General features: G+C 68.9%; 25 protein-coding genes. 11 read left to right on the top strand and 14 right to left on the bottom strand.

Going from position 1 to position 22,855, the window contains the following annotated elements; genetic code table 11:
• The first annotated feature begins 45 nt into the window (after positions 1 to 45).
• The gene (locus LTV02_RS36290) at positions 46 to 873 is read left to right on the top strand and encodes a LysR family transcriptional regulator (RefSeq protein WP_233036036.1); all 828 of its coding nucleotides are present in this window, start codon (positions 46 to 48) and stop codon (positions 871 to 873) included.
• Positions 874 to 932: 59 nt separating this feature from the next.
• Here LTV02_RS36290 and LTV02_RS36285 read toward each other — a convergent pair whose 3' ends face one another.
• On the bottom strand, positions 933 to 1,952 hold the full coding sequence (locus LTV02_RS36285) for a zinc-dependent alcohol dehydrogenase family protein (RefSeq protein WP_233036035.1): 1,020 nt from the start codon (positions 1,950 to 1,952) through the stop codon (positions 933 to 935).
• Between the two features lie 274 nt (positions 1,953 to 2,226).
• Between LTV02_RS36285 and LTV02_RS36280 the strand changes: the two genes are divergently transcribed.
• The 3 genes from LTV02_RS36280 (at position 2,227) to LTV02_RS36270 (ending at position 5,162) form a co-directional block, all read left to right on the top strand.
• Positions 2,227 to 3,024 (top strand): helix-turn-helix domain-containing protein, encoded by a 798-nt coding sequence (locus tag LTV02_RS36280; RefSeq protein WP_233036034.1) that lies wholly within the window; start codon positions 2,227 to 2,229, stop codon positions 3,022 to 3,024.
• Between the two features lie 85 nt (positions 3,025 to 3,109).
• Positions 3,110 to 3,772, top strand: a complete 663-nt coding sequence (locus LTV02_RS36275; RefSeq protein WP_233036033.1) for a PadR family transcriptional regulator — start codon at positions 3,110 to 3,112, stop codon at positions 3,770 to 3,772.
• Positions 3,773 to 3,956: 184 nt separating this feature from the next.
• Entirely contained in the window at positions 3,957 to 5,162 is a 1,206-nt protein-coding gene (locus LTV02_RS36270; RefSeq protein WP_233036032.1) for an FAD-dependent monooxygenase, read from the top strand.
• Positions 5,163 to 5,181: 19 nt separating this feature from the next.
• Here the strand turns inward: LTV02_RS36270 and LTV02_RS36265 are convergent, their stop codons facing one another.
• Together LTV02_RS36265 and LTV02_RS36260 are read right to left on the bottom strand one after the other, a co-directional pair.
• On the bottom strand, positions 5,182 to 7,221 hold the full coding sequence (locus LTV02_RS36265; protein WP_233036031.1) for an MDR family MFS transporter: 2,040 nt from the start codon (positions 7,219 to 7,221) through the stop codon (positions 5,182 to 5,184).
• A 63-nt stretch (positions 7,222 to 7,284) separates the two neighbouring features.
• Entirely contained in the window at positions 7,285 to 7,950 is a 666-nt protein-coding gene (locus tag LTV02_RS36260) for a TetR/AcrR family transcriptional regulator (protein WP_233036030.1), read from the bottom strand.
• A gap of 89 nt (positions 7,951 to 8,039) precedes the next feature.
• On the opposite strand from LTV02_RS36260, the gene LTV02_RS36255 reads away from it, so the two are divergent.
• The 4 genes from LTV02_RS36255 to LTV02_RS36240 all read left to right on the top strand — a co-directional run bounded on the left by LTV02_RS36255 (position 8,040) and on the right by LTV02_RS36240 (position 11,239).
• The gene (locus tag LTV02_RS36255; RefSeq protein WP_233036029.1) at positions 8,040 to 8,960 is read left to right on the top strand and encodes a sigma-70 family RNA polymerase sigma factor; all 921 of its coding nucleotides are present in this window, start codon (positions 8,040 to 8,042) and stop codon (positions 8,958 to 8,960) included.
• A 466-nt stretch (positions 8,961 to 9,426) separates the two neighbouring features.
• Positions 9,427 to 10,302 carry an oxidoreductase gene (locus LTV02_RS36250; protein ID WP_233036028.1) on the top strand — a complete coding sequence of 292 codons (876 nt, stop codon included), beginning with the start codon at positions 9,427 to 9,429 and terminating at the stop codon, positions 10,300 to 10,302.
• Positions 10,303 to 10,400: 98 nt separating this feature from the next.
• Positions 10,401 to 10,853, top strand: coding sequence for an SURF1 family protein (locus LTV02_RS36245; RefSeq protein WP_233036027.1), 453 nt, complete (start codon positions 10,401 to 10,403; stop codon positions 10,851 to 10,853).
• A gap of 44 nt (positions 10,854 to 10,897) precedes the next feature.
• Positions 10,898 to 11,239, top strand: a complete 342-nt coding sequence (locus tag LTV02_RS36240) for a DUF3817 domain-containing protein (protein WP_233041872.1) — start codon at positions 10,898 to 10,900, stop codon at positions 11,237 to 11,239.
• 144 nt (positions 11,240 to 11,383) lie between these two features.
• Here the strand turns inward: LTV02_RS36240 and LTV02_RS36235 are convergent, their stop codons facing one another.
• From LTV02_RS36235 to clpS, 10 genes are all read right to left on the bottom strand, one after another.
• Entirely contained in the window at positions 11,384 to 11,992 is a 609-nt protein-coding gene (locus tag LTV02_RS36235; protein ID WP_233036026.1) for a non-canonical purine NTP pyrophosphatase, read from the bottom strand.
• On the bottom strand, positions 11,992 to 12,762 hold the full coding sequence (rph, locus tag LTV02_RS36230) for a ribonuclease PH (RefSeq protein WP_067715442.1): 771 nt from the start codon (positions 12,760 to 12,762) through the stop codon (positions 11,992 to 11,994). The genes LTV02_RS36235 and rph overlap by 1 nt, the downstream gene beginning before the upstream one ends.
• Positions 12,763 to 12,860: 98 nt before the next feature.
• Positions 12,861 to 13,625 carry a cyclic nucleotide-degrading phosphodiesterase gene (locus tag LTV02_RS36225; protein ID WP_233041870.1) on the bottom strand — a complete coding sequence of 255 codons (765 nt, stop codon included), beginning with the start codon at positions 13,623 to 13,625 and terminating at the stop codon, positions 12,861 to 12,863.
• 69 nt (positions 13,626 to 13,694) lie between these two features.
• On the bottom strand, positions 13,695 to 14,435 hold the full coding sequence (locus LTV02_RS36220; RefSeq protein ID WP_233041869.1) for a rhomboid family intramembrane serine protease: 741 nt from the start codon (positions 14,433 to 14,435) through the stop codon (positions 13,695 to 13,697).
• Between the two features lie 43 nt (positions 14,436 to 14,478).
• Complete coding sequence (locus tag LTV02_RS36215; RefSeq protein WP_233036025.1) at positions 14,479 to 15,441, bottom strand: PLP-dependent cysteine synthase family protein; 963 nt, start codon at positions 15,439 to 15,441, stop codon at positions 14,479 to 14,481.
• Positions 15,442 to 15,443: 2 nt separating this feature from the next.
• On the bottom strand, positions 15,444 to 15,722 hold the full coding sequence (locus LTV02_RS36210) for a MoaD/ThiS family protein (RefSeq protein ID WP_233036024.1): 279 nt from the start codon (positions 15,720 to 15,722) through the stop codon (positions 15,444 to 15,446).
• Between the two features lie 18 nt (positions 15,723 to 15,740).
• A complete protein-coding gene (locus LTV02_RS36205) occupies positions 15,741 to 16,151 on the bottom strand; it encodes a M67 family metallopeptidase (RefSeq protein ID WP_269821588.1) in 411 nt (136 codons plus the stop codon).
• A gap of 107 nt (positions 16,152 to 16,258) precedes the next feature.
• A complete protein-coding gene (locus LTV02_RS36200) occupies positions 16,259 to 17,320 on the bottom strand; it encodes a P1 family peptidase (RefSeq protein WP_233036023.1) in 1,062 nt (353 codons plus the stop codon).
• 31 nt (positions 17,321 to 17,351) lie between these two features.
• A complete protein-coding gene (gene aosR / locus LTV02_RS36195; RefSeq protein ID WP_067715681.1) occupies positions 17,352 to 17,921 on the bottom strand; it encodes an oxidative stress transcriptional regulator AosR in 570 nt (189 codons plus the stop codon).
• A 22-nt stretch (positions 17,922 to 17,943) separates the two neighbouring features.
• Positions 17,944 to 18,300 carry an ATP-dependent Clp protease adapter ClpS gene (clpS, locus tag LTV02_RS36190; RefSeq protein WP_157762378.1) on the bottom strand — a complete coding sequence of 119 codons (357 nt, stop codon included), beginning with the start codon at positions 18,298 to 18,300 and terminating at the stop codon, positions 17,944 to 17,946.
• A gap of 117 nt (positions 18,301 to 18,417) precedes the next feature.
• On the opposite strand from clpS, the gene LTV02_RS36185 reads away from it, so the two are divergent.
• Complete coding sequence (locus LTV02_RS36185) at positions 18,418 to 19,749, top strand: nicotinate phosphoribosyltransferase (protein ID WP_408639315.1); 1,332 nt, start codon at positions 18,418 to 18,420, stop codon at positions 19,747 to 19,749.
• On the opposite strand, the gene LTV02_RS36180 is transcribed toward LTV02_RS36185, so the two are convergent.
• Positions 19,724 to 20,032, bottom strand: a complete 309-nt coding sequence (locus LTV02_RS36180; protein ID WP_233036022.1) for a hypothetical protein — start codon at positions 20,030 to 20,032, stop codon at positions 19,724 to 19,726. The genes LTV02_RS36185 and LTV02_RS36180 overlap by 26 nt on opposite strands.
• A gap of 118 nt (positions 20,033 to 20,150) precedes the next feature.
• On the opposite strand from LTV02_RS36180, the gene LTV02_RS36175 reads away from it, so the two are divergent.
• On the top strand, positions 20,151 to 20,720 hold the full coding sequence (locus LTV02_RS36175; RefSeq protein WP_233036021.1) for a nicotinamidase: 570 nt from the start codon (positions 20,151 to 20,153) through the stop codon (positions 20,718 to 20,720).
• 89 nt (positions 20,721 to 20,809) lie between these two features.
• A complete protein-coding gene (locus tag LTV02_RS36170; RefSeq protein WP_233036020.1) occupies positions 20,810 to 22,852 on the top strand; it encodes an ATP-dependent DNA helicase in 2,043 nt (680 codons plus the stop codon).
• Positions 22,853 to 22,855 lie beyond the last annotated feature (3 nt).

The following is a 22,855-nucleotide window of genomic DNA, read 5'->3' as shown; positions in this document are numbered from 1 at the left end:
GCATCAATGCGAAAGTAGGGAACGATCGTTAAGCCAGGCTTGAAGATGGGTGACGGCATGCTGGAGCGGCACGAGATCGAGGTGTTCCTGACCCTGGTCGAGGAACTGCATTTCGGGCGCACCGCCGGACAACTGCGCCTGTCCACCGCCCGCGTCAGCCAGACGGTGGCGAAACTCGAACGGCGGCTGGGGGTTCCGCTCTTCGAGCGCAGCAGCCGCCGGGTGGCGGTGACGGCGGCCGGGCGGGAGCTGTACGCCGATCTGCGCCCGGCCTGGGACCGGATCGGCGCGGCGGTGCGGCGCACCGTCGACACCGCGCGTGGCCGGGGCGGCACGCTCACCGTCGCCTTCGTGGACGCCGCCACCAGCCAGCTGGTCGCGCGCGCCGCCGAACTGCTCCGCGCCACCCTGCCCGACTGCACCGTGCGCATTCGCGAAACCCAACCGGCGCAAGTGATTCCGGCCCTGCGCGCGGGTGAGGCGGATATCGCCCTCGGCACGCTCCCGATCGACGCAACGGATATCCGCCGCGGTCCCGTCCTGGTCACCGAGGCCCGACTGCTCGCCGTTCCCGCGAACCACCCACTGGCGCAGCGCGATTCGATCACGCCCGCCGAGGCCGAGCGCACCACCGCCCTGGAGCAGCCCGCTTTCGCCACCACCACCGAACTGCTGGCCCTGGTCGGCGCGGGCCAGGGCACCCTGCCCGTCGGCGCGCACGCCCGCCGCTATCACCCGCGCCCCGATGTGGCCTACCTGCCGGTTCGCGACGCCCCGCCGATCGAATGGGCGCTGCTGTGGCTGAGCAGCAACGAGACGGCGCGCATCCGCGAATTCTCCAGCGCCGCAGTCACTGCGGCCGCTCCCGTCTGAGCATCCCACCGACACCGCACCGCATTCGGGGGCGATCACGGGACCGTGCTGACGGCCGGTCACGGGACGGTGATCACGACCTTGCCGAACGGGTCACCCTCCATGAAGTGGCGGTAGGCGTCGGCGGCCCGGTCGAACGGGAAGACGCTGTCGATGACCGGGCGCAGGCCGTGCTCGGCGATGGTGGCGTTCATGGCCTCGTAATCGGTGCGGCTGCCGACCGCGACCCGGCGGATGGAGAGATATTTGCCGCCGAAGATATCGGCGGCCGCGGCGGGCACCTCCGAGGCCTTCGCGCCGATCAGGGTGATGCGGGCGTCATAGGCCGCTGCCGCAACGGATTTCGGCAGGGTGAGCATGCCGACCGCATCGATGACATGGTCCGCGCCGAGGCCGCCGGTCAGCTCCTGTACGGCGAGCTCCCAGTCCGGCGTGCTCGCCCGATCCACCACCTCGTCGGCGCCGAGCTTGCGCAGCCGTTCGGCCTTGTCGGCGGTGGAGGTGATCGAAATGACCCGGGCGCCCAGCATTTTCGCGTGCTGGACGGCGAACAGCCCGACCGGGCCGGTGCCGACCGTCAGCACCGTCTCCCCCGCTCCGGCCGGGACCGGCTTGGCCACCCCGGACCAGGCCACCAGTCCGGCGCAGGTGAGCGTGGCGGCTTCCTCGTCGGTGAGGTGCGCGGGCACGTGCACCACCGACTGTTCCGCCAGCACGATGTATTCGGCGAGCCAGCCGTCGAAGTTCGCGCCGTACTGTTCGGCGGCCAGCGCCAGGGACTGCGGGCCGTCGATCCAATTGACGAAATAGCTGCCGGCCACCCGGTCACCGAGGGCGGCGCGGGTCACGCCATCGCCCAGCGCGACGACCTCGCCGACGCCGTCCACCAGCGGCACCGTGTCCGCTTTCAGCGGCAGCGGATAGGTGCCCTCGAGCAGCATCACATCCCGGCGATTGAGCGAGGTGGCCCGCACCCGGACCACCACCTGATGCGGTCCGGGAACCGGGATTTCCTGGGCGCGGCGGCTCAGGCCGTCCAGGCCGCGCAGCGATTCCACATGGTAGGCAAGGGCATTCATGATTCGTTCTCCTGAAACTGGCAGTGCGGGTGGTTACGCGGGGCCGATGTACTGGTGATCGCTGCGGATGCGGCCGTCCGCGTCCAGCGCGAGCACGTCGTAACCCGCGCCGCCCTCGGAACCGTCGGCGGTGGAGACAGTGGCTCGTGCATGCCGAGAAGTTTGTCCGGCGGGCGAACACGCCGCGATTCCCCGCAGGGAATGATCGAGTGGCCGCCTTCGTCATTCCCCGCGGGGAATCGCGGGACGGCTCGCGGTCCCGGACAGTGGAGGCATGACGACCATGGCGGTAGTGGAGGCGACCCCGTTCGCGCAGCAGTTGCGGCATTGGCGCGGAATGCGGCGAATCAGCCAGCTGGACTTGGCGATTCAAGCCGAGACCAGTCAGCGATACCTGAGTTTCCTGGAACAGGGGCGGTCGCATCCGGGCCGGACCATGGTGGTGCGGCTGGCGGAATCACTGGGACTGTCGCTGCGCGAGCGCAACAGCCTGCTGCTGGCCGCCGGGTACGCACCGGCGTTTCCCGAATCCACTTTGGACGCACCGGAACTCGGCGCGGTGCGGCACGCGCTGGACACCATCCTGCAGGGTCATCTCCCCTACCCCGCCGTGGTCACCCGCCCGTTCGGCGTGCTGGTGGCCGCCAATCCCGCCTTCGAGCTGCTGACCGAGGATTGCGCGCCGGAACTGCTGCGGTCCCCGGTGAACGTGCTGCGCCTGGCGCTGCATCCGGACGGGCTGGCCCGGCGGGTGCTGAATCTGCCCGAGTGGGGGCGCCATATCGTCGACAGCCTGCGCAATCGGGCCGCGCGCAGTCCGGATCCGCTGCTGGACGAGCTCATCGCCGAACTGGTGGGCTATCTGCCGCCGGTCGATCCGGGCCCCAATCACATCGGTTTCGCGGTGCCGCTGCGCCTGCGGAGCGATGCGGGCGAGCTGCGCCTGATCACCACGCTGACCTCGTTCGCCACCGCCACCGACATCACCCTGTCCGAACTGCACCTGGAAGCGTTCCTGCCCGCCGATCAAGCCACCGCGGATATCCTGCGCGCCCGATTCGACGCCGCCTGAGCCTCCGGGATCTCCCGCCAATCGAAAACTTGTCGCCGAATACTCGTAGACGTATATTTGTCTACGAGTATCGGAGGTGTTCGAGATGGCAGCCAAACGCAAAGTCACCAACCTGACGGGCCTGGCGGTGCTGTCCACCCTGGGCGTCCAGCCCGGGCACCGCTACGAGATCGCCAATCGGTTGCGGCAGTGGGGCAAGGACACCGATATGGGTGTCAAATGGGGCTCGCTGTACACCGTCGTGGACAACCTCACCAAGCACGGGTTCCTGGAAGTCGCGGGCAGCGAACGCGACGGCGCCCGCCCCGAGCGCACCATCTACCGCATCACCGCGGCCGGCCGCGCCGAACTGGCCGACTGGACCCGCGAACTCATCGGGCAACCGGCCGCCGAGCAGCGCCCCTTCCGCGCCGGCCTGTCGGTGCTGTCGGTGCTGCCGCCGGAAGAGGTCGCCGACCTGCTCACCGAGCGAATCGCCAAGCTGGACAGCATGATCGCCGCGCATCGCGACCGCGCGGCCGCGCTGGCGGGCGCGCTGCCGCGCCTGTTCACCATCGAAGACGACTACGAACTGGCCATGCTGGAGGCCGAACTGCGCTGGTCCACCGCCCTGCGGGCGGAACTGCGCGACGGCACCTTCCCCGACCTGGAGAGCTGGCGCGCGTTCCATCGCGACGGCGTCATGCCCGCCGACTTCGCCGCGCTGCTGGAAGGGGGCGAGCCGGAGCAGGCGCCCCGGCAGGACTGATCCACAGACGAAACCGGGCCCCGGCGAGGGTGCTGCAACACCGCCGCCGAAGCCCGGGATAACACCGTCTCGAACCGCGTCCGTGCAGGCGAACTCGGCACCGAGTTTGGCAACTACAGGATAACTGGGTTCTCCGCACGCGTACCGGTTCGGGTTGATTACTCGAACCCACAGGGAGACAACCATGTCCACCATTCGTTCCGCCATCGTCATCGGCGGTGGCATCTCCGGTCCGGTGGCGGCCACCGCGCTGCGCAGAGCGGGCATCGACGCCCGCGTGTACGAGGCGTATCCGGGACCGGCCTACGGCATCGGATCCAATCTGGCCCTCGCACCCAACGGGATGGCCGCGCTCGAGCTCATCGGGGTCGCCGACGCGGTACGCGCCAAGGCCGTCCCGCTCAGCCGGCAGGCCATGTCGGTCGGCAAGAAGATGATCACCGCACCCATGCTGACCGACGTCGAACCGCTGCGGCTGGTCGATCGGCCGGACCTGCACCAGGTGCTGCACGACGGCGCGGTCGCCGCCGGGGTGCCGTTCGAATACAGCAAACGCCTGGTCGAGGTGGAGGAGCGGGCCGACGGCGTGACCGCGATCTTCGCCGACGGCAGTTCCGCGACCGCCGATGTGCTGATCGGCGCGGACGGCATCCGCTCGGCGGTGCGCACCCTGGTCGATCCCAAGGCGCCCGGGCCGACCTACCTGCGCATGCTGGGCTTCGGCGCGTACACCGACATCCCGGACCTGCGCCTGCCCGCGGAGAGCATGGTGTTCGCGTTCGGGAAACGGGCCTACTACCTGTACTGGGCCATGCCGGACGGGCGTATCGCCTGGGGCGCGAATCTACCGCACCAGCAATACCTTTCGCTCACCCAGGCGCGTGCGGTACCGGCCGGGGAATGGCTGCGGATCCTGCGCGAGACCTACGCGGGGGACGAGCCGGGTGAGCTGCTGGCCCGCAGCACCACGCCCGAACAGCTGGTGACCATCGGGGCGCTGCACATCATGCCGTCGGTGCCGCATTGGTATCGCGGGCGCATGGTGCTCACCGGGGACGCCATCCACGCGCCCAGCAATACCTCGGGGCAGGGGGCGTCGCTGGCCATCGAGAGCGCCATCGAACTGGCGCGCTGCCTGCGCGACATCCCGGATCCGGAAAAGGCTTTCGCCACCTACGAGGCGCTGCGGCGGCCCCGGGTGGAAGCGGTCGCGGCCCGGGTGGCGCGAATGAACCAGACCAAGGCCGCCGGTCCGGTGGCACGGGCGGCCATGGGCCTGGTGATGCCGTTGATGTTCAAGGCGCTGAACCCGGAGAAGACCTTCGCGCCCGAACAGCGTTTCCGGATCGATTGGGACGCAACGGTTCAGCCGGTGCGCTCCCTGGCCTGATCCGCGCCCGCTCCGCCCGCTACCGGTGGGCGGAGAGGGTGTCCGGGCTGTCGGCCTCGTCCAGCAGCTTGGCGGCGATATTGTCCATGGCCTGCTCCAGCAGATCGCGATCCTTGGGATTGGTGACATCCCAGTCGTCGATCTGCGATTCCAGCCAGCGCCGCCAAGCGCCCCGGACCCGGTCCAGTTCCTGGATGCCCTTGTCGGTGAGAGTCAGTGTGCCGCCGTGGTTCCGGATGAAGCCGTCGCGTTCGGCCTTCTCGTACACCGGGGCCACCACCTCCTGCGGCACCCAATAGGTGTGCGCCACTTCGCTCAAGGTCGCCTCGCCGCGCACCTTGCCGAACATCCGCACCTGGCCGAGCGCCCACGCCTCGTCGCGGGTGAGGGAACTGCCCGCGGCACTGAGGATTTCCGGATCGGGCAGCTGATTGTCACGCAGCTTGCGCAGCACCCGGCCGACGGCGCGCTCCAGCTGCACCACCCGGTCGGCGGAATCCGGCATCGAAAAGCCTTCGCCCACATCGCTCGCCTCGGCCCGCGCGCTGTCGCGCAGTTTCACCTGCTTCAGGAACCACGCCACGATGAAGCCGAGCACGGCCACCGGCACCACCCAGCGGAAGACGTAGTCGATGGAATCGGCGTAGGCGGTGATGATCGGCGCGGCCTGCTCGGGCGGCAGCTGCCGCAGCAGTTCCGGACTCTGCGCGGCCTCCGGCGGCACCTTGGCCTCCATCACCGCCGCGCCCAGTTTCGGCGTGATCTGATTCACGTAGAGAGTGCCGAAAATCGTTGTCCCGAAAGCGGATCCGATGGTCCGGAAGAAGGTCACGCCCGAGGTGGCGGTGCCCAGATCCGCGTACGGCACGCTGTTCTGCACCACGATGGTGAGCACCTGCATGGCCAGGCCGATGCCCAGCCCCAGGATCAGCATGTACAGCGCCTGCTTCCAGAACGGCGTGCCCGCGCCCATGGTGGACATCAGGTACAGGCCGACCGCCATGATCGCGGTGCCGAGAATCGGGAACGCCTTGTACTGCCCGGTCCGCCCGACGATCACGCCGGACAGGATGGAGGTGCCGAACAGTCCCACCACCAGCGGCAGCGTGCGGATGCCGGACGCGGTGGCCGAAACCCCGTCCACGTATTGCAGATACGCGGGCAGGTAGGTCATGGCGCCCAGCAGCGCGAAGCCGACGATGAAGCTCAGGATCGAGCACACGGTGAACACATTGCTGCGGAACAGGTGCATGGGGAGCATCGGTTCGGCGGCGCGGAATTCGGCGAGGACGAACAGCACGGTCATCACCGCCGCCGTGACGAACAGGCCGATGATCATCGGCGAGCCCCAGGCGTATTCGTTGCCGCCCCAATCCAATCCGAGGATCAGGCAGGTGACGCCGATGGAGATGAGCGCGATGCCCAGGTAGTCGATGATCGGTTTGGTGGCCGCCCGGGTCATCGGGATGGTGCGGGCCGCCACCGCGATCATGACGATGGCCAGCGGCACGTTCACGTAGAAGCACCAGCGCCAGCTCAGATGGTCGGTGAACAGGCCGCCCAGGGTCGGGCCGATGACGGTGGTGATGCCGAAGACCGCACCCAGCGCGCCCTGGTACTTGCCGCGTTCGCGCAGCGGGATGACGTCGGCGATGAGCGCCATGGAGGTGACCATGAGCCCGCCCGCGCCCAGGCCCTGCACGGCGCGCGCGATGATCAGCAGCGTCATATCGTGCGAGAACCCGGCGATGATCGAGCCGAGAATGAAGATGGTGGCGCTGAGCTGGAACACCAGCTTGCGGCCGAACAGGTCGCCGAACTTGCCGGACAGCGCGGTGGCGATGGCCTCGGCCACCAGGTACGCGGTGACCACCCAGGCCATGTGCCCGGCGCCGCCCAGATCCGCGACGATGGTCGGCAGCGCGGTGGCCACGATGGTGGAGTCGAGCGCCGCCATGAGCATGCCGAGCGCCACGGTGGCGAAGATGATGTCGCGACGCCCGCGGCCGATCTGCGCGGGCACGGCAGGGACATCGGCGGTGGCGCTGGCACCCGTCATCGGCCCAGTATGTGTGGCTCACCAGCCTTGATCTGGCAACGACACGGTTAACTTCGAGCGGGGTCAGGCGGAGCGCAGGGCATAGCCGCCGAGGGCCGGTTCGAGCAGATCGAAAGCCTGGTTGATCTGCGTGGTCAGCGCCTCGGCAATGACGTCGTTGGTTTCCCCGGCCACGGTGCGGCGCAGGGTTTCCTCGAACAGGGTCCGATGCACACCGGCCAGCAAGGCGGCGGCTATGCGCGGGCCGAGATCGCCCGGCGCGGAATCGGTTTCACTCGCGAGGGCCTCGGCCAGCAGTCGCTCCCGCTCCTCGTGGAACTCGCGTAAACGCGCCACCAGCGCGGGACTTCCGGTGAGCAGCCGGGCGAATTCGGGCCCGGAGAACCCCGCCACCACGGCGTCCTGTTCGGCCGCCGCCCGCAGGTAGTCCCGCCGCAGCGCCGCCAGCGCCGACTCCCCCGCCGCGCGGTCCCGCACGGTCCGCGCCAGGCTCGCCACGAACACCTCGTGGACGTCGAGCACCAGGTCTTCCTTGCGCGGGAAGTAGTTGGTGACCGTCATCTTGGCGACCTCGGCCGCTTCGGCGATCTCGGCGATGGTGACCGTGTCGTAGCCGCGCTCCAGGAACAGGCGGGTGGCGGTATTGGAGATGTTCTGCCTGGTCTGCTGCTTTTTCCGTTCGCGCAGGCCCGGTGGGCGGGTGCCGGTGTCGGCGGGGGGCGCACTCATGGCGACGACTATATCTGATTCCGTCCCAAAAACACTGTTGACATATTTTTAGGTCTGCTCTAAGTTTGTTCGCGATGGCTACCGCAATCGTGAGTGAAGACGCAATCAAGGACTACCTGCGGCAGATCGGGCGCACCGCCCTGCTGACCGCCGCCGAGGAGTACGCGCTCGGCGAACGCATCGAAGCCGGTCTGCTCGCCCAGGCCCGGCTCGACGAATCCGGAACCACCGCAAGCGAACTCACCACCGAGGAGCGACGCACACTGACTCGCACCGCCACCGACGGCCGGCGCGCCCAGGACCACATGGTCCGCGCCAATCTGCGCCTGGTGGTCTCCATCGCCAAGCACTACACCGCGCCCACCGGCATGTCGCTGCTGGATCTGACCCAGGAGGGCACCTTCGGGCTGATGCGCGCCGCGCAGAAGTTCGAGCATCGCCGCGGACTGAAGTTCTCCACCTACGCCACCTGGTGGATCCGGCAGTCCATCGGCCGCGCGCTGTCCGAGCAGAGCCGCACCATCCGGTTGCCCGGCCACATCGTCGAAGCGCTCAACAAGGTCCGCCGCACCCAGCGCACCCTCGCCCCGCGACTCGGTCGCGCCGTCACCCCCGAGGACGTCGCCGCCGAACTATCGCTACCGGTCGAACAGGTCCGCGAACTGATTCGCCTCGACCGCGAACCGCTTTCCCTGCACCAGCCGATCGGCGACGAGGACGCCACCGAACTCGGCGCACTCATCCCCGACCACCTCCCCGACCCATCGGTCACCGTCACCGACGCCGCCGCCCACGACCAACTGAAGCGCGCCCTATCCACCCTGGCCGAACGCGAGGCACAAGTCATCTCCCTGCGCTACGGCCTGGACGGCGCCGACCCCCGCACCCTCGAAGAAGTCGGCCGCGTATTCGGCGTCTCCCGCGAACGCATCCGCCAGATCGAAGCCAAAGCCATGCAGAAACTCCGCCAGCCCTCCCGCACCCGCGGCCTCACCGACCTCCTCGGCTGAGCCACCGGTCTCGCCCATCCGACAAGCTCGGCCGATCCGGCAAGCTCGGCCGATCCGGCAAGCTCGGCCGATCCAGCAAGCTCGGCCGATCCAGCAAGCTCGGCCGATCCAGCAAGCTCGGCCGATCCGGCAAGCTCACCGCAGCCAGCAAGCCCAGTCGATCCGACAAGCCCGGCCCATCCGGGAAGCTCGGCCCACCAGACGGGCCTGGCCGAACCTACGGGCCCGGCCTACCCGGCCAGGCTCAGCCAATCCGACCCAGACGGCCGGTGGGCTTAACCGCCAGGCATTCACCCCCTCCCTATCCCTCGGTCCGCCCGGCCCGCCGTTCAGGCGGGCCGGGCGGCTTGTCATTCCTGGCGTCATTCCTGGCGCGGACGCTTCCGCCGGAACTTACTCTGGAGTAAGGTTGAGCGAGCGAGTGCGACGGTGCACATCGAACGCCGAACCTGTGAGGTCAACTCCCATGGCATGGAAGCCCAGCCAAATCTCGGACCAGTCCGGGCGCACCTTCGTGATCACCGGCGCCAATGGCGGCATCGGCGAGCAGACCAGCAAGGTGCTCGCGAGCAAGGGCGCGACGGTGATCATGGCCTGCCGCAATACCGCCAAGGCGCAGGAAGTCGCCGACAAGATCGACGGTGATGTGCAGGTGGCGGCGCTGGATCTGGCGTCGCTGGACTCGGTGCGCGAGTTCGCCGAGAAGTCCGGCGAGATCGACGTGCTCATCAATAACGCCGGGCTGATGAACATTCCGTTCTCACGCACCAAGGACGGGTTCGAAACCCAGTGGGGCGTCAACCATCTGGGCCACTACGCACTCGCCGGCCTGCTGCTGGACAAGATCCGCGACCGGGTCGTCACCCTGGCCTCCATCGCGCACCGGCAGACGCCGAAGCTGTGGATCGACGACCTGAACTACGAGAACCGCCGCTACCAGCGCAATCTCGCCTACGCGCAGTCCAAGCTGTCGAACCTGATGTACGCCCGCGAATTCCAGCGCCGCCTCACCGAGGCCGGTTCGGCCAAGCGCTCCTACGGCGTGCACCCGGGTGTCTCGGCCACCGATCTGTTCGCCCGCACCGAGACCCCGCTGGACAAGATCTCCAAGCCGTTCGTCCGGCTGGTCGGCCACTCCCCCGCCCGCGCCGCGCACTCCTCGCTGTTCGCCGCCACCGAACCCGACGCCGACCCCACCGTCTACTGGGGTCCGAACCGCTTCCGCGGCACCCAGGGCCCGGTCGAGCCGTGCTCCTCCAGCCGCCTGTCCCAGAATCGCGAACTCTGGCAGCGGCTGTGGGCCGAGTCCGAGCGTTTGACCGGCGTCACATACAAGTTCTGAGCCCGCTCCCGATCGGCTGCCCGGCCGCCGCGACCTTCGTCGCGGCGGCCGCGCTTTCCCCGGACCTCTTACTACGGGGCGCGTAGTAGGCAGGTACCGTGGAGGGCGTGTCCGCTCCCCAACGCCGCCCGGCCTTGATCGTGTTCGTGGTCGTGGCGGCCGCGGCGTGCCTGGGCCTGGGTTACTGGCAGTGGGGGCGCTTCGAATCCGGCACGGGCACCGCCCAGAATCTCGGCTACGCGCTGCAGTGGCCGCTGTTCGCCGGCTTCGTCGTCTGGGCCTACTTCCGATTCGTGCGCCTGGAACGCGACGCGGAGGAAGAGTCCGCGCCGCAGGCCCCCGGCGAGACCGCGCCGCGCGCCCAGCGCGTGAAGCCGGTCGCGCCGCGCGAGATTCCCGCGGGCCTGCTGCCCGAACGCCCCAAGGCGGTCAAGGACGAGGATCCGGAACTCGCCGAATACAACCGATACCTGGCCGATCTGCACGCCCACGATCTGGATCAGGCGATCCGGGACGCGGGGCTGCGCAATACCGAGAGGAACGCCGGTTGACCACCAGCGACAATTCGACCGAAGCCACCGTCGCGCCCCGGCCGATCGGCGCCGCGACGACCGAGAAGATCCGCGGGGCGCTGCTGCGCTACCGGATCCTGGCCTGGATCACCGGTGTCTGGCTGCTGGTGCTGACCGGTGAGATCGTCTACAAGTACCTGCTGCTCGACGATCGCAACGACGCGCCGAGCTGGTTCTTCTACATCGGCCAGGTGCACGGGCTGTTCTACATGCTGTACCTGGTCTTCACCATCGACCTCGGCATCAAGGCGCGCTGGAAGCCGGTGACCACGCTGCTCACCTGCCTGGCGGGCACGGTGCCGTTCCTGTCGTTCGTGTTCGAGCACAAGCGGACTCAGGAAGTGAAGGGCGCCTTCGGACTCTAGAAACCCCAGTTCCAGATTCGCGCCCCGCCACTACTGTGGCGGGGCGCGGTCGTCTCCGGCCGGCCGAGCAACAGCCCCCTACTGCGAAACAGGGGTCCGGGGACCTGGTCCCCGAACCCCATTGTTCTTTCCCCGCAGCGGAATTCAGTCCTGCGCGAGGGCCGCCAGCGCGGGCAGCAGCTGCCGCAGCGCCCGGCCGCGATGCGACGCCGCGTCCTTCTCGGCGGGGGTGAGCTGGGCGGCGGACACTTCGCCGCCTTCCGGCACGAACAGCGGGTCGTAACCGAATCCGCCGTCCCCCACCGGTTTCCGGGCTATCGTGCCCGGCCATTCCCCGCGCACGATCTCCTCGACGCCGTCGGCCACCAGCGCGCACGCCGACACGAACTGCGCGCCCCGGCGCTCGTCCGGCACGTCACCGAGCTGCGCGAGCAGCAGGGCGTTGTTGGCCTCGTCATTGCCGTGCGTGCCCGACCAGCGGGCCGAGAGCACCCCGGGCATGCCGTTGAGGGCGTCCACCGCGATCCCGGAATCGTCTGCGATACAGGCCAATCCGGTCGCGGCGAACCCGTCCCGGGCCTTGGCGACGGCATTCCCCTCGAAGGTCGCGGCGGTCTCCGGCGCTTCCTCGTAGGGCGGCACGTCGTTCAGGCCGATGATCTCGATGCCCGCGATCCCGGCCTCGTCCAGGATCCGGCGCAATTCGTTGAGCTTCTTGGCGTTCCGGCTCGCCACCAGCACCTGACGCGGCATTATCGCTTCTTCGCCTCTTCCGGTTCCGGCAGCGCGCCGGGGTACGGCAGGGCCAGGGCTTCCTTCTGGATCGCGAAGATCTGCTCGCAGCCCGCCAGCGCGGAGTCCAGCAGCTTGTCCAGGGTGGAGCGCGGGAAGGTGGCGCCCTCGCCGGTGCCCTGGATCTCGACCAGGGTGCCGGTGTCGGTGGCGACCACGTTCATATCGACCTCGGCGCGCGAATCCTCCTCGTACGGCAGGTCCAGCCGGACCCGGCCGTCGACCACGCCGACGCTGACGGCGGCGATGGCGCACGAGATGGGTTGCGGGTCGGTCAGCTGCCCGGCGGCGGCCAGGTAGGTGACGGCATCCGAGAGCGCCACGTAGGCGCCGGTGATGGCGGCGGTGCGGGTGCCGCCGTCGGCCTGCAGCACATCGCAGTCGATGGCGATGGTGTTCTCGCCGATGGTGGACAGGTCGATGCAGGCGCGCAGCGAACGCCCGATCAGCCGGGAGATCTCCTGGGTGCGGCCGCCGACCTTGCCCTTCACCGATTCGCGCCCGGAGCGGGTGTGGGTGGCGGCGGGCAGCATGGCGTATTCGGCGGTCAGCCAGCCCAATCCGGAATCGCGCCGCCACGGCGGCACCCCGTTGGTGACGCTGGCGGTGCACATGACCCGGGTCTGCCCGAACTCCACCAGCACCGAACCCGCCGGATGCGTGGTGAACCCACGGGTGATCTTTACCTCGCGGAGTTCGTCATCCGCACGTCCATCGGCTCGTTTCGACACGGCAGTAGCCTAACCGCGCGCGGAGACAAGTGAGCAAAGGCCCGGCCCGCGCCGAAACGCGGGCCGGGCCGTTCACTTACCGGGTGGCGACGCCACCCTCAGATGTCGAAGACCTCGCCGGGCGAGACCGCGTGCACCGGACCGGAGTACACGGCCTTGGCTTCGGCGATGACGTCCTCGCGCGAAGTCCACGGCGGAATGTGGGTGAGCAGCAGTTCACCGACGCCGGCCTGGGCGGCGATCAATCCCGCTTCGTGGCCCGAGAGGTGGATGCCGGGCGGGCGATTGGCCGGATCGTGGGTCCAGGACGCCTCGGACAGCAGTACGTCCGCGCCCTGGGCGAGCTCGAAGACCTCGTCGCACAGCGCGGTGTCACCGGTGTAGACCAGGGTGCGGCCGTTGGCGGTGGTGATGCGCAGCCCGTAGGACTCCGGGGGATGGAACATGCGGCGCGCTTCCACGGTGTGCCCGGGCCCGAAGCCGATGGGCGCGTCGGTCACCCACCGGCGCATGTCGATGACGTCGGACCAGTCGTCGGTCTCGCCGCCGATCTCGGCCGAGGCGTTGCCGATCCGCAGCGAGGTGTCGGACGGCCCGTAGACGATGGCCTTGCCGCTCGGCGGATTCGGGTGGTAGCGCCGCCACACCAGCAGACCGGGCAGGTCGAGGCAGTGGTCGGCGTGCAGGTGAGTCAGGAAGATGTCGACTTCACCGGGATCCAGGTAGCGCTGCAACGCGCCGAGTACTCCGGGTCCGAAATCGATCACGGTGGGAGTCATGTCCGGGCCGGTGAGCAGGTATCCCGACGCCGGGGAATCCGGGCCGGACACGCTGCCCGAGCACCCGATGACGGTGAGGCGCATTCCCCCATGCTGCCACGCTGCTGTCTCGCTCAAAGGAGGGATCCCCCAAAACGCCGACCGGGTCCAGCGTCACCCCGACGTAACAGGGCGGCCGGCGTTGGCCCCGCGACGATGACGACGTTCATGAGCAGAGAGTACCCATCCGGCAACCAGACCACCCACCGCCCCGAAAAGATGCCCTTGCCAAGAGATTCCGGGCTGTCCGGGTAGCACGCCCCACAGGATCGAGCCGTACAGCAACCCCACCCCCACGCTGACGGCGACGAAGACCCAGTTCCGGGCCAGCCAGCCCCAGCACAGCAGGTAGGTCAGCCAGCCGAAGACCAGCACCGAGGCGCCCACGTGCACGGACCCGGTGGCGCCGGTGAGCCACACGCCCGTTCCGGCGATCACCCAGATGATCGCGGTCGCGGCCAGGCCCCGGCCGATCCCGGTGAGCAGCGTGAGCAGGCCCAGGACCAGCACCGGGAGGGTGTTGCCGATCAGGTGTTCCCAATTGGCATGCAGCACAGGTGCGAACAGGATGCCGTCGAGGCCGTCGATCTCGCGCGGCTCCACCCCGCCCTCGTAGTCGAGCCGGTCCCCGGTCACCTGGTCGACGGCTTCTACCCCGTAGAGCAGACCGGTAAACCCGAGAATGATCACAATGGCGCGCTGCCACAACAGCTTCACCGGATTGCCCGGACGCGCCGGATCGCCCGCCGGCCGGACCGGGCTCGGACCTCGCGAGGTCGCGCCCGGATTGTCGAGTTGCCTGCGCAGTCGTTCGATCCGCTCGGGATCGAACGACGCGCCCATGCCGCCGCTCATCGCCAGCACCTCCTGGGGTTCCGATCCCGAGCGTACCGACCGATCAGGCCCAGAGTTGCCCGTCGAGGCGCTCTTCGGCTTCTTCGAGGGTGCCGTCGTAGGCGCCGGTGGAGAGGTATTTCCAGCCGCCGTCGGCGACCACGAAGGCGATATCGGCGGTCCGGCCCGCCTTTTGCGCCTTGCGAGCGACGCCGAGCGCGGCGTGCAGGATGGCTCCGGTGGAGACGCCCGCGAAAATGCCTTCTTCCAGGACCAATTCGCGGGTGCGCTTGACCGCGTCGTACGGGCCGACGGAGAAGCGCGAGGTCAGCACCGATTCGTCGTAGAGCTCCGGCACGAAGCCCTCGTCGAGATTGCGCAGCCCGTAGACCAGTTCGCCGTAGCGCGGTTCGGCGGCCACGATCTCGATGCCGGGGACCTTCTCGCGCAGGAATCGGCCGGTGCCCATGAGGGTTCCGGTGGTGCCCAGGCCCGCCACGAAATGCGTGATCTCGGGCAGGTCGGCGAGGATCTCCGGCCCGGTGGTCTCGTAGTGCGCGAGCGCGTTGGCCGGATTGCCGTACTGGTAGAGCATCACCCAGTCCGGATTTTCGGCGGCGATCTGCTTGGCCAGTGCCACAGCCTGATTCGAGCCGCCCGCGGCCGGGGAGTCGATGATCTCGGCGCCGAACATGGTCAGCAGCTGCCGCCGTTCCACCGAGGTGTTCTCCGGCATCACACAGACCAGCCGGTAGCCCTTGAGCTTGGCGGCCATCGCCAGGGAGATGCCGGTATTGCCGCTGGTCGGTTCGAGAATCGTGCAGCCGGGGGTGAGCCGTCCGTCGGCCTCGGCCTGCTCGATCATGCGCAGCGCCGGGCGGTCCTTGATGGAGCCGGTCGGATTGCGGTCCTCGAGCTTGGCCCACAGCCGCACGTGGTTCTCTCCGTCCCATTGCGGGGACAGGTTCTTCAGCCCGACGAGGGGGGTGTCGCCGAGCGTCGCGATCAGCGACTCGTAGCGCGCCACGGCTAGCGCGCGCCGCCGGCGACCGCCGGAAGAATGGTCACGGTGCCGCCGTCGGTCACCTGCGCGTCCAGCCCGCCCGCGAAACGCACGTCCTCGTCGTCGATGTAGATGTTCACGTAGCGGTTCAGCTTGCCGTCCTTGAGCAAACGCTCCTTCAACCCCGGGAAGTTGGCTTCCAGGTCGTCGATGAGCGCGGCCAGGGTCGCGCCCTCGCCCTGAACTCGCTTCTCGCCCTTGGTGATCGGGCGCATGATGGTCGGAATGGACACGGTGACCGGCATGACTGGGACTCCTTGCTTTCAGGTGGTGACGATCTGGACGGGCTCTTCCTGGACCTGCCCGTCCAGAATCCGATAGCTGCGCAGCTCGTGCCGCTCCGGATCGCGGGTGGAGATGAGCACGTAGTGGGCATCGGGTTCGGAGGCGAAGGAGATGTCGGTGCGACTCGGGTACGCCTCGGTCGCGGTGTGCGAGTGGTAGATGACCACCGGCTCCTCGTCGGCGGCGTCCATCTCGCGCCACAGCTTCAGCTGTTCACCGGAATCGAACTCGTAGAAGGTCGGCGAGCGCGCGGCATTGATCATGGGAATGAAACGCTCGGGCCGGTCGGACCCCTCGGGCCCGGCGATGACCCCGCACGCCTCGTCGGGATGGTCGGCGCGGGCGTGCGCCACCATGGCGTCCACCAGGTCGGCCCTGATCACCAGCACTGTCGCATCCTTCCGATCCCGGCGCGGCTCGGCCGTGGCGGCCAAACGTTGTCGTCAACAGGTGAGAATATTCGGGTATTCCCGGCGCGCCCGCGCACACCCCCTGGTCAGGCTCCGAACAGGTCCCCGTAGGCCGGAATCCCCGCGACCGAGGTGGCGGACAGGATGGCGTCCACGATGGCCCGCTCCACGCACACCGCGGCGGCGGTACAGAGCTGGTCGAGCAGCAGCAGATCCGCCGGGAAGGCCGGGGGCAGTGGGAAATCCGGCTGTGCTTCGGCCTGACCGGTGGCCAGCGCGAAGACGGTGTCGCCGTCCAGCGGCGAATGCGCGGGCCGGACCGCGCGGGCGATGCCGTCCTGTCCGGTGGCGGCCAGCCGGCGGCACGCGGACTTGTCCAGGGCGGCGTCGGTGGCGACCACGCCGATGGTGGTGTTGAGCACGGTGCCCTTCACGGCCAGGGCATTGGCGGCGGCCAGCTGTTCGGCGCCGGCGGGCCGCAGGGCGAAATGCTCGGCCCCGTCGGTGCCGCTCCCCCACGGCAATCCGGTGCGCGGATCGAAGACCGAGCCGACCGGATTGGCCACCATGATCGCGCCGACGGTGACGCCCGCGGCCGGGCCGTCGGTGAATTTCACACTGGCCGTGCCGATTCCGCCCTTGATGGATCCGGCCCGCGCCCCCACGCCCGCGCCGACCGAACCGCGCGCGAAGTCCTGGCTCGCGGCATCGGCGGCCAGGAAACCGAAGTCGGCGTCGGGGCGGATATGCCACGAGCCCACCGGCAGATCGAAGATGACAGCGCCCGGCACGATCGGCACCACCCGGGCCGGATCGGCGGGATCCATCGGAATCCCCTCCTTGTGCTCCTCGCACCAGCGCATCACGCCGTCGGCGGCGGCCAGGCCGTAGGCGCTGCCGCCGGTCAGCAGGATCGCATTCACCTGCCGCACAGTGTTTCCCGGATCCAGCAGGTCGGTCTCCCGGGTGCCGGGACCGCCGCCGCGCACGTCCACCGAGGCGACCGCGCCGCCGGGCACCCGCACCACCGTGCACCCGGTGGCCGCGCCCGAGCCGATGGCGGCGTTCTCGTCCAGGGCGTGATGGTGGCCGACGAGCACGCCCGCCACATCGGTGATCGAATTGCGCGGTCCGGCAACGCTGTTCACACGGTTCTCCTGTCCGGGAAGGCGGTCGGCGCTAGGGCGCGAGGGCTTGCAGCAGGGAATCCTGCATCCAGGTGAGCCAGTGATAGACCTCGAGGCTGGGCGCGCGCGGGTCGTCGGGATCGAGCTGATCGGGGGTGTCGGCGCTGATGTCGAGCGCGGTGCCCAGCGCCAGCCGGACGTCGTTGAGCGCGTTCAGCCAGGCGTCGGCCTGTTCGGGGGTGAGCACGATCTTCCCGCCCTGCGGCGGCAGCGTTTCCAGCACCACCAGCCCGGCCGAGACCTTGGCGTCGATGATCTCCGGCTCGTGCAGGCTGCGCAGCGCGCTGTTCATATCGGCGCGTTCGGCATCGGGCGACCCGGGTTCGCTGCGATGGAAATCGGGCAGCAGCCGGCGCAATCGCGGATCGTCGGGCGGGGTGTTGTTGCCGAGCTGTAGCCCGGTGAGGGCGGCCAGATCGTCCTCGGGGGCCGAGCGGGCCCGGTCGGTGAGCAGTCCGGTGACGGCGCCGACGAGCGAACGCAGGACCTCCGCTTCGTGGCCGTCCATTTCCGACTTCAGTTTCAACCCGCCCAGGGAGTTCTTTCTGCTCCACTTCCGCACGGGTTCACCGTAGTCGCCCGGATCAGTCGTCACGCTGCATGGTCGCCCACAGTCCGGCCGCGTGCAGGCGTTGGACGTCGTGTTCCATCTTGTCGCGCGAGCCCGAGGACACCACGGCCTTGCCCTCGTTGTGCACCTTCAGCATGAGCTCGGTTGCCTTGCCTTTGCTGTAACCGAACAGCTTCTGGAAGATGTACGTCACGTAGTGCATGAGGTTGACCGGATCGTCCCAAACGACCGTCACCCAGGGCCGATCCTCGGCCTCCAGGATTTCGCTGTACTCGATCGCCTCGGGGGTCGCCTGTGCCGCCGACAGTGTCACGTTCCCACCGGCCGGACCGGCGGCGACCCGGACAGTGTCATCTGTACACAGACCCATAACGTCCAGGGTACGACTCGACTGCTGATAAACAACAGCCCGCGACACGCCGACAACCGACCGCAAGACGCCCCGGCGTCCCGGGCGTGGCGCGGGGACGTGGCGAGGCCGGGGCATATGCCTAGAGTGGGGAGCGTGAAGATCGCTGATGGCGTGACGAGCACCGCACTGTTGACCGATCAGTATGAGCTGACGATGCTCGCGGCGGCATTGTCCGACGGGTCCGCGCAAAGGCAGTGCACCTTCGAGGTATTCGCCCGGCGATTGCCGCACGGCCGCAGGTACGGCGTGGTCGCGGGGACCGGGCGATTGCTGGCCGCGCTGGCCGAATTCCGTTTCGGGCCGGACGAACTCGCAGTGGTGTCGAAATTCCTGGACGAGCGCACGCTGGAATGGCTACGCGGGTACCGGTTCTCGGGGGATATCGACGGGTACCGGGAGGGTGAGCTGTATTTTCCGGGCTCGCCGATCCTGACCGTGCGCGGCACCTTCGCCGAATGCGTCCTGCTGGAAACGCTGATCCTGTCGATCTACAACCACGACAGCGCGATCGCGGCCGCGGCGGCGCGCATGATCAGCGCCGCGGGCGGGCGCCGGACCATCGAAATGGGTTCGCGCCGTACTCACGAACTCGCCGCGCCGGCCAGCGCCCGCGCCGCCTACCTGGCCGGTTTCGACGCCACCTCGAATCTGGAGGCGGCCCGCACCTTCGGCGTGCCGAGCGCGGGCACCAGCGCGCACGCGTTCACCCTGCTGCACAGCGGATCCGACGGCGCGCACGAGGCCGAGGCGTTCCGCAGCCAGGTGGCGGCGCTGGGCGTGGGCACCACGCTGCTGGTGGACACCTTCGACATCACCAAGGGCGTGGCCACCGCCATCGAGGTGGCTGGGCCCGAATTGGGCGGCGTCCGAATCGATTCCGGCGATCTCGGCGTGCTGGCCCGCCAGGTCCGCGACCAGCTCGACGCGCTGGGCGCGACCCGCACCCGCATCGTGGTGTCCGGCGACCTGGACGAATACGCGATGGCCGCGCTGCGCGCCGAACCCGTGGACGTGTACGGCGTGGGCACCTCGCTGGTGACCGGATCGGGCGCGCCGACCGCCGGGATGGTCTACAAGCTGGTCGAGGTCGAGGGCGTGCCGGTGGCGAAACGCAGCTCGCACAAGGAATCTCGCGGCGGGACCAAGAAGGCCGTGCGCTTGTCCCGCTCGAGCGGGACCGTGGTGGAGGAGATCGTCTACCCGGCCGCCGCCGCACCGCCCGCGCCCAACGGCTATCAGAGCCGCGATCTGCAAACTCCGCTGGTACGCGGCGGGGAGGTGCTGCCGGACCAGCCGACCTTGCAGGAGAGCCGGGACCTGGTGGCGCGCGGGCTGGTCAGCCTGCCGTGGGAGGGTTTGAAGCTGTCGGACGGGGAACCCGCTATTCCGACGACTTTTCTGAGTTGATCACCGGCTCGCCGGAGTCGGTGGCCGGCTCGCCGGAGTCGGTGGCAGCGGCTCGTCGCGCCTTCACCTTCCCCACGATCGCCGCCGCCACGAACAGCAGGATCAGCACGACCACCGCGTAGCCGACCCCGCTGCGCAGGCCGTGCAGGACCAGACTCACCCAGGCGCCCGGATCGTCGGGCCGGTCGCCCAGCGCCACCGCGGTGACGATGGTCCCACCCATGAAGCAGAACGCGGAAACCACCACGAACCGCAGTATCCAGGCAATGTGCTTCCCCGCCATGTCGTTCCTCTCGGGCAAGGGCCGATGACGCCGCGTGGACCGACTGGGAGCCGGGCGGCACAATGCAATACGAGCGCCGGACCCGCCCGGGTTCAGCCGCTGGCATCGGGAGGAAGCCATGAGCCGGGCCTTGATCGTCGTCGACGTGCAGAACGATTTCTGTGAAGGTGGGTCGCTGGCCGTCACCGGCGGGGCGGCCGTGGCCGATCGGATCTCCGAGTATCTCGGCGTGTCCGACTACAGCGCCGTGGTGGCCACCCGCGACTTCCACATCGATCCGGGCGCGCACTTCTCCGCCGCGCCGGACTATGTGGACAGCTGGCCGCCGCACTGCCGCGCCGGCACCCCGGGCGCGGAGTTCCACCCGAACCTGAATATCGCCCCCATCGAGGAGATCTTCTCCAAAGGGGCCTATACGGCGGCCTATTCGGGTTTCGAAGGCACCGCCACCGACGGCTCCACCACCCTGGCCGACTGGCTGCGCGAGCACGGCATCGACGCGGTCGACGTCTGCGGCATCGCCACCGATCACTGCGTGCGCGCCACCGCCCTCGACGCCCGCGCCGCCGGTTTCGACACCCGCGTCCTGCTCGGCCTCACCGCCGCCGTCTCCCCCGCCACCGTGGACACCGCCCTGGACAAGCTGCGCGCCGCGGGCGTCGAACTAGCCGGAACCCTGGAGAACTGACCCCGGTGTGACGCGACCGGGGTGGCGCGAAACCGCCGCTCGCCGAGGTTCGCGTGAGGTTGTCGGATCGGCTCGGTAATCTGGCCGCCGTGCCCGAACTCCCTCCCGTACCGAAGCTCTTGGCCACCGCAGTGCAGGCGCTGGGAGGGAAGGAACGCAAGGGTCAGCAGACCATGTCCGCGGCGGTGGCGCATGCCATCGACACCGGGGAGCATCTGGCGGTCCAGGCCGGGACCGGCACGGGCAAGTCCCTGGCCTATCTGGTGCCGAGCCTGCGGCACGCGGTGCGAACCGGGCGGACCGTGGTCGTCTCCACGGCGACCATCGCCCTGCAGCGGCAGCTGGTGGACCGGGATCTGCCGCGCCTGTCCGAGGCGCTCGCCGAACCCCTCGGGCGGGTCGCGCAATTCGCGATTCTCAAGGGCCGCAACAACTATCTGTGCCTGAACAAGGTCAACAGCGCGATCCCGGACGAACCCGCCGAAGCCGAGCTGTTCGACGCCTTCGCCATCTCGCGGCTCGGGCGCGAAGTGCAGCGGCTCAACGAATGGGTCTCCGAGACCGAGACCGGCGACCGCGACGAGCTCACCCCGGGCGTCAGCGACCGCGCCTGGCGGCAGGTCAGCGTGAGTTCCCGTGAATGCCTCGGCAAGTCGCGCTGTTCCTTCGGGCAGGACTGCTTCGCGGAGAAGGCGCGCGCGGAGGCCGGCAATGCCGATGTGGTGGTGACCAATCACGCGCTGCTGGCCATCGACGCCATCAGCGGCATCCAGGTACTGCCCGAACACGATGTGGTGGTGATCGACGAGGCGCACGAGCTGGTCGACCGGGTGACCGGTGTGGCCACCGCCGAGTTGTCCACCGCCTCGATCAGCGCCGCCGCCAAGCGCTGCACCAAGCTCATCGACGAGCAGGAGGTGGATCGCCTGGAGGGTGCGGCCGAGGCCTGGCACGCGCTGCTGGACGATCTGAACCCCGGCCGCTGGGACCGCCTGCCCGACGGCGCGGCCCCCGTGCTGGCGCTGGTCCGCGATGCCGCCTGGAACGCCCGCACCGCCCTGAATCCACAGGGTTCCAGTGCGCCGCAAGGGGATCCGGAAGGCGCGGCGGCTCGCAATCAGGCGCTCGCCGCGGTCGAGGAGGTGCACGACGCGGTGGTGCGCGTGCTCGAAACCTTCGAGGAACCCGATCCGGCCGCCCATCGCGATGTGGTGTGGCTGGCGTCGGACGAACTGCGCGGCGTCGCCCGCCGCACGCTGCACATGGCCCCGCTCTCGGTGGGCGGCCTGTTGCGCAGCCGGCTGTTCGCCGAGGCCACCGTGGTGCTGACCTCCGCAACCCTGCAGATCGGCGGTTCCTTCGACAATCTGGCGGTCACCTGGGGCCTGCCGCCCAAGTCCGCGAGTCAGGTGGATCCGGCGCTGGCCACCGGCAAGGAAGCGCCGTCGGACGAGAAGAAGCTGCGCTGGGAATCGGTCGACGTGGGCTCGCCGTTCGACCACGCCAAATCCGGAATTCTCTATGTGGCCAAACATCTTCCGGCGCCGGGCCGGGACGGGCTGCCGCAGTCGTACATGGACGAGATCGAACGGCTGATCACCGCCGCGAACGGCCGCACGCTGGGCTTGTTCTCGTCCATGCGCGCCGCCAAGGCCGCCACCGAACTGCTGCGCGAACGCCTGGACACCCCGATCCTGTGCCAGGGCGACGACGCCACCGGCGCACTGGTGCGCAAGTTCGCCGACGACCCGGAAACCTCACTGTTCGGGACGCTTTCGCTGTGGCAGGGCGTGGATGTGCCGGGTCCGTCGCTGAGTCTGGTGATCCTGGACCGGATTCCGTTCCCGCGCCCGGACGATCCGCTGCTGGTGGCCCGGCAGCGCGCGGTGGAATCGCGGGGCGGCAACGGTTTTCTGTCCGTCGCGGCCAATCACGCGGCGCTGCTGCTGGCGCAGGGCACGGGGCGCTTGTTGCGCAGTGTGGACGATCGCGGAGTTATCGCAATTCTGGATTCTCGCCTGGCGACCGCGCGCTATGGCGGATATCTTCGCGCCTCGCTGCCGCCCTATTGGGAAACGTCCGATCCCCAAGTTGTGGTGAAAGCCTTGGCGCGACTTACTAAAACGAGTTAACAA

Origin of the sequence: Nocardia yamanashiensis, assembly GCF_021183565.1 — a bacterium.
Classification (GTDB): Bacteria; Actinomycetota; Actinomycetes; order Mycobacteriales; family Mycobacteriaceae; genus Nocardia; species Nocardia yamanashiensis.
The sequence above is the reverse complement of the archived record's forward strand: the minus strand, read 5'-3'. Positions and strand labels throughout refer to the sequence as shown.